5 protein-coding genes are annotated in these 6,114 nt (G+C 69.7%); 1 reads left to right on the plus strand and 4 read right to left on the minus strand.

Annotation, left to right across the window (positions count from 1 at the left end):
* The 4 genes from VGD28_RS18630 to VGD28_RS18645 all read right to left on the minus strand — a co-directional run.
* The coding region (locus VGD28_RS18630; RefSeq protein ID WP_331029856.1) for an MFS transporter at nt 1-1,324 on the minus strand (1,324 nt) is incomplete at its 3' end.
* Nucleotides 1,325-1,556: 232 nt separating this feature from the next.
* A complete protein-coding gene (locus VGD28_RS18635) occupies nt 1,557-2,285 on the minus strand; it encodes an IclR family transcriptional regulator (protein WP_331029857.1) in 729 nt (242 codons plus the stop codon).
* 66 nt (nt 2,286-2,351) lie between these two features.
* Complete coding sequence (locus tag VGD28_RS18640) at nt 2,352-3,116, minus strand: SDR family NAD(P)-dependent oxidoreductase (protein ID WP_331029858.1); 765 nt, start codon at nt 3,114-3,116, stop codon at nt 2,352-2,354.
* A 184-nt stretch (nt 3,117-3,300) separates the two neighbouring features.
* Nucleotides 3,301-4,782 (minus strand): aldehyde dehydrogenase, encoded by a 1,482-nt coding sequence (locus tag VGD28_RS18645; protein WP_331029859.1) that lies wholly within the window; start codon nt 4,780-4,782, stop codon nt 3,301-3,303.
* Nucleotides 4,783-4,859: 77 nt separating this feature from the next.
* Between VGD28_RS18645 and VGD28_RS18650 the strand changes: the two genes are divergently transcribed.
* A complete protein-coding gene (locus VGD28_RS18650) occupies nt 4,860-6,050 on the plus strand; it encodes a CoA transferase (RefSeq protein WP_331029860.1) in 1,191 nt (396 codons plus the stop codon).
* Nucleotides 6,051-6,114 lie beyond the last annotated feature (64 nt).

Raw genomic sequence — 6,114 nt, forward strand, 5'->3', positions numbered from 1 at the left:
TCCGTCGCGAGCCTGTCACACCCCGCCGCTGCGCCCACGGCAGCAGGAACACCATCGCCGCCGCGATCAATCCGCCCAGCCCCATCGTGAGCGACACCGCGAGCAGGCTGCTCCCGCTCGCGAACAAGGCCCCCGCGACGACTGGCCCGACCGCCGATCCGCCGCGCCCCATGCCGATCACGAACCCCGTCCCGCTCGCGCGCAGCGCCGCCGGATAGGTCTGGGCAAGGATCGGATAAAGGCCGACCACCCCGGCGTTGATGAAGAAGGCCGCCACGGCCGCGGTCGCCGACAGCCGCACCAGATCGGCGCCCGCCAGCCCGAACGCGCCGATCGCGACGAAGCCGAGGAGCATCGCCCCGCCCACCAGCGGCCGAAGGTTGAAGCGCTGGCTCAGCAGCCCGATCAGCACCGCGCCGGTGAGGTTGCCGACATTGGCCCAAACCAGCACCCGCCCCGCCTGCGCCGCATCGAAGCCTAGGTCGACCACGATCTTCGGGATCCATTTCTGGATATAGTAGAAGAACAGGATCTGCGCGAAATAGGCGATCGTCAGCAGGATCGTGACCCAGCGGAAATCGCGCGAGAAGAGCGACGCGATCGACGGCTTCACCCGCACCTCAGGCAATGCGGGCAATGCACCCACCGCCGCATGCCCCAGCCGCGCGAGCGTGCGGTTGATCGTCTCAAGCGCCCTGGCGGGACGCCGCGCGATCAGCGATTCGATCGACTCCGGCAGGAACAGCACCGCGAGCGGGATCATCGCCGCGCTCGCCACCCCGCCGAGCATGAACACCGACCGCCAGTCCCCGGTCGAGGCGAGCAGCGCCGACGCCACCAGCCCGCCCAGGATCGCCCCGGTCGAATAGCCGGCGATATTGAGCGCGACGTTGAGCCCGCGCCGCTTGTCGTTCGAGAATTCCGCGACCATCGCGCTGGTCGAGGACAGCATCCCACCGATGCCGATCCCGGTCAGGAAACGGATCGCCGACAGCATCTCCACCCCGCTCGCCGCCGTCGCGGCGAACATCCCCGCGGTCATCACCGTCAGGCAGCCGAGGATCGTCGGCCGCCGCCCGATGCGGTCGGCGACATTGCCGATCAGCACCGATCCCGCCGCCATGCCGAGCAGCTCCATCGACAGCACCACGCCCAGCGTCGCCTTGTCCACGCCCCACTCGGCGGCGATCCCCGGCGCGGCGAAGCTGATCGCCAGCACGTCGAAGCCGTCCAATGCGTTGAGCGCGATGCACAAGGCGACCACCACGATCTGCAGCCGGTGCATCGGCGCGGCCGCAATCGCCGCGCGGGGGTCGTCGGTCATCTGCCTCTCCTGGCGGGCGCGTGCCGTGGCCGCCCCGATCGTTGGTTATGGTTTGTCGACGCGTGTGAGCGCCTTACAAATCCTCCCCCGCCAGGGGGTGGTGGCGCCGAAGGCGACGGAGGGGGAGGACGGCGGCCGGGTCGAACATCCGAACGACATCGCCCCCCGCCCCGTCCGTCAGCCCTCGTCTGCGCGAGGCCTGCCACCTCCCCTTGGCGGGGGAGGATTGAAATCACCCCAGCCGTTTCAACTGCTCGCGCACCGCCGCCGCCATCTCCGGCCGCCGCTCGAGGCAGCGCGACACCGGCCCGACCACCACGACCGACAGCCGCCGATCGCTCCCCGGCAGCGGCATCGCGACGCCGGCCAGATCGGGCGTGTACTCGGTATTGCTCTGGTGCCAGCCCATTTCCGCCGCTTCCGCCAGCCGCGCCTCGACGGCCTCGGCTCCCACCGGCGTGGTCGGCGCATAGGCGACGAAGTCGATCTTGCGGTACAGTTTCTCGCGCTCCTCGCGCGGCATCTGCGCCAGCAGCGCGCGCCCGGCCGAGGTCGCGTGGATCGGCACCCGGTCGCCGACCTTGGCGAAATAGCGCACCGGCTGGCGCGACTCCGCGACGTCGACGAAGGTCGCGAACACCCCCGCGGGCGCCGCGATCGCCACCGTCTCGCCGGTCGCTTCCATCAGGTCCCTGGCCAGCCGCTGGAACTTCTCGGGCAGCGGCTCCGCCCGCGCCACCGCCTCGGCCAGCAGCAGCCAGCGCGGACTCGGATAATAGGCGCCCCGCCCGCGCGGCTCGTAGAGATAGCCCATCGACGCCAGCGTGCCGATCAGCTTGAAGGTGCTCGAGCGCGGCCAGCCAAGCTCGTCCGCCATCTCCGCGGGCGTCGCCGGGCGCAGGCGGCGCGCGAAATATTCCAGCACTTCTAGCGCGTTGGCGGCCTGTCGGACGGTGTTCATGCCAGCCATATGGCGCAAGCGCCTTCCCCGGAAAAGCGTTCAGCCGGTCCGGGCGCCGCGCCACGCTCAGCGCGCCGTGAAGCCGCCATCGACCGGCAGCGCCACGCCGGTGACGAAGCTCGCCTCGTCGGAGGCCAGCCACAATGCCGCATCGGCAATCTCCCCCGCCTGGACCAGCCGCCCCATCGGCACGTTGGCGATCAGCTTCGCCTCGTTCGCCGCCGCTTCGGCCGGATCGCCGCTGCGGCCAGTGAAGCCGACTTTCATCGGCGTGTCGGCAAGTCCGGGGCACACCACGTTGACGCGGATCTTGTCGCCCGCCAGCGCCAGCGCGAGGCTCTTGGTCAGCCCGACCACGCCCCATTTCGCGGCCGAGTAGATCGGGCTCATCATCGACCCCACCAGGCCCGAGACCGATGCGGTGAAGATGATCGATCCCCCGCCCCGCTTGCGCATATACTGCGCCACTTGCCCGGCCCCCAGCGCCGCCGCGGTGACATTGAGGTCGATCGCCTTGCGATAGGCGTCAAGGTCGAGATTCTCGACCGATGCCGGCCCCGGCATCCCGGCATGCGCCCACAGGATATCCGCCCCGCCCAGCCATTGCGCGGCGCTATGGATGCTGCCCTTGGCGTCCTCGGGATCGAGCAGGTCGGCGGTGATCCCCGTCACCTTGTCCGCGCCGAACTCAGCAACCAGCGCGTCGAGCGCCTCACGGTTGACGTCGATCGCGGCCACCTGCGCGCCCTCGCGCACGAAGCGTTCGACCCCCGCCCGGCCCATGCCCGATGCGGCGGCGGTGACGATGGCGAGCTTGCCGTTCAGGCGCATGCTAGATCCTTTCTTATTCCTCCCCCAACGGGGGACGGGGACCGCCGAAGGCGGTGGAGGGGCGCCCCGCAGAGGGCGTTCCCAGATCACAGCGTTCACCGCCGTCTGCGCGGCGGCCCCTCCGTCACCGCTTCGCGGCGCCACCTCCCCCGATGGGGGAGGAATGAAGAACCTCGCGCACCATTCAACCCGCAAACGGATCGGGGAATTTCCCCGTCGTGGAAACAATGGTGGTCTTGGTCTCGAGGAACGGATCGAGCCCCTCGATCCCGTTCTCGCGGCCCCAGCCGCTCGCCTTCACGCCGCCATAGGGGGTGGACCAGCGGATGTAGCGATAGGTGTTGACCCACACCATGCCGGCCTCGATTCGCGCCGCCACGCGATGAGCCCGCCCGGTGTCGCCCGACCACAGCCCCGCGGCGAGGCCATAGGGCGTCGAGTTGGCGATCGCGACCGCCTCGTCCTCGCCCTCGAACGGGATGATCGCGGCGACCGGCCCGAAAATCTCCTCCTGCGCGATCCGCATGTTCGCGGAGACCCTGGCGAACACCGTCGGCTCGACGAAATAACCGCCCGAGAGGCCATCGCGGTCGATCCGGTTGCCGCCCGCGACCAGCTCTGCGCCCTCACCCTTGCCGATCCCGACATAGGACAAGGTCTTGTCGAGCTGCTGCGCATGCGCCTGCGGCCCCATATGCGTCGCCGGGTCGAGCGGCATGCCCACGCGCACGCGCCCCGCCCGCTCGCGGAACGCCTCGACCACGCGATCATAGACCGGCCGCTCGACCAGAACGCGGCTGCCCAACGCGCAGCTCTGCCCGCACAATGCCCAGGCCGAACCCGTCGCGGCGTTGAGCGCATTCTCGATATCCGCATCGGCGAAGATGATGTGCGGCGCCTTACCCCCAAGCTCGAAGGTGCAGCGAGTCAGCGTGTCCGCGCCCGCCTTCAGGATCGTCTTCGCAGTCGATCCCTCGCCGGTGAAGCTGATCTTGGCGACGTCGGGATGCTCGACCAGCCGCGCGCCCGCAACCGGCCCGTCGCCCGGCACGACATTGACCACGCCGGGCGGAAACCCCGCCACCTCGAACAGCCTCGCCAGCGCCAGCGACGAAGCCGGAGTCGATTCCGCGGGCTTCAGCACCACCGTGCAGCCCGCTGCCAGCGCCGGCCCCAGCTTCCACGCCGCCGCCATCATCGGCACGTTCCACGGCGTGATCGCGCCGACCACGCCGACCGGATGCCGCGTGGTGAAGGCGTGGACGCTGTCGTCCATCGGGATCGTCCGCCCGCCCAGCTTGTCGGCGAGCGAGGCGAACCAGTGATAATATTGGCTGTGCAGCCCGATATCGCCGCGCGATTCCCGCACTGCCCGGCCATTGTCGCGCGTCTCGATTGCGGCCAGGGCATCGACCTGCGTCGCATAGAGATCGGCGAATTTCCGCAGTAGCGCCGCCCGCTCCCAAGGCGGCATCCTGCGCCACGGCCCCTCGAACGCCGCCTTCGCCGCGGCCACGGCGCGGTCGATGTCCGCCGCACCGCCATAGGCGACGTCGCCCCAAGGCTCGCCCGTCGCCGGATCGATGCTCGGCCGAACGCCACCATCGGTCGGCGCCACCCATTCCCCGCCGATGAACAGCCTGTCGAACGCAAACCCGTCGAGCATCCCGACTCCAGTTAATTTCTATTTGTGGACCAATTTGTCTCTGTATAGGAATTAATGTCAAGAAGAGGAGACGGGTAATGCTGCCGCTGCTGGAGGGGATTCGGGTCATCGAGGTCGGCGCGGTGGTGCTCGGCCCCTATGCGGGGCAGATCCTCGCCGACCTCGGCGCCGAAGTGATCAAGGTCGAACCGCTCGAGGGCGACATCGCCCGCAACGCGCATCCTTCGGGCACGGGCGGCGGCGCGCTGTTCGTCAACAACAATCGCAACAAGCGCATGCTCGCGCTCGACCTGAAGGCACCCGAAGGCCGCGCCGCGCTCGCCCGGCTGATCGGCACCGCCGACGTGCTGTTCCACAATATGCGCGTCGACGCCGCCGAACGCCTCGGCCTCGGCTTCGACGCGGTCGCCGCGATCAACCCGCGCATCGTCCATTGCGCCGCGATCGGCTTCGGCCAGCGCGGCCCCTATCGCGACCGCCCCGCCTTCGACGACATCATCCAGGCGGCGAGCGGCATCGCCGGCCTCGCCACCGCCACCGGCGGCGACCCGCGCTTCGTGCCGACGATCCTCGCCGACAAGGTCGCCGCGCTCCACGCCGTCTACGGCATCCTCGCCGCGCTCGTCGCGCGCGCCAATGGCCGGGAAGGGCCGATCCAGGTCGAGGTGCCGATGTTCGAGGCGCTCGCCGCCTTCCTGCTCAACGAGCATCTCGCCGGCGCGACCTTCGCCGATGACGGCGCGGTCGGCTACCCCCGCCTCCTCTCGCCCGACCGCCGCCCGTTCCAGACGGCGGACGGCTGGATCGCCGTGCTCCCCTATACCGACCGTCAATGGCGCGTCTTCCTCGCCGAAATCGGCCGCGAGGATATCGCGGCACAGGCTTGGTTCGCCGACCCCCGCCAGCGTCAGGCCCATATCGGCGAGCTCTACGCACTCGTCGCCGCCGCGCTCCCCGCCCGCACCACCGCCGCCTGGATCGAAGCGCTCGAGGCCCGCGACGTCCCTTGCTCCAAAGTCAGCGGGATCGATGACCTGCTCAGCGACCCGCACCTCGCCGAGACCGGCTTCTTCGACGTGCCTCCCGACTATCCCGCGGGCGTGGTCCGCACCCTGCCCCAGCCGGTCCGCTACGACGGCATCGCGACCTCACCCGACACCGCCCCGCGCGCGCTCGGCGCGGACAGCCGCGCAGTGCTGGGCGAATGCGGCTACGATACCGGTGAGATCGAGAGACTGATCGCGAGCGGGATAGTTCAGTCGAATTGAGATCGACAAATTCCTCCCCGGTACGGGGAGGTGGCATCGCGCAGCGATGACGGAGGGGCCGCCG

Source organism: Sphingomonas sp., assembly GCF_036402235.1.
In the GTDB taxonomy this organism is placed as follows: Bacteria; Pseudomonadota; Alphaproteobacteria; order Sphingomonadales; family Sphingomonadaceae; genus Sphingomonas.

What these genes read in the sequence shown, in the direction of transcription:
- VGD28_RS18635 (WP_331029857.1), bottom strand. Translation starts at nt 2,285, where the DNA reads ATGAACACCGTCCGACAGGCCGCCAACGCGCTAGAAGTGCTGGAATAT.
- VGD28_RS18640 (WP_331029858.1), bottom strand. Translation starts at nt 3,116, where the DNA reads ATGCGCCTGAACGGCAAGCTCGCCATCGTCACCGCCGCCGCATCGGGC.
- VGD28_RS18650 (WP_331029860.1), top strand. Translation starts at nt 4,860, where the DNA reads ATGCTGCCGCTGCTGGAGGGGATTCGGGTCATCGAGGTCGGCGCGGTG.
- VGD28_RS18645 (WP_331029859.1), bottom strand. Translation starts at nt 4,782, where the DNA reads ATGCTCGACGGGTTTGCGTTCGACAGGCTGTTCATCGGCGGGGAATGG.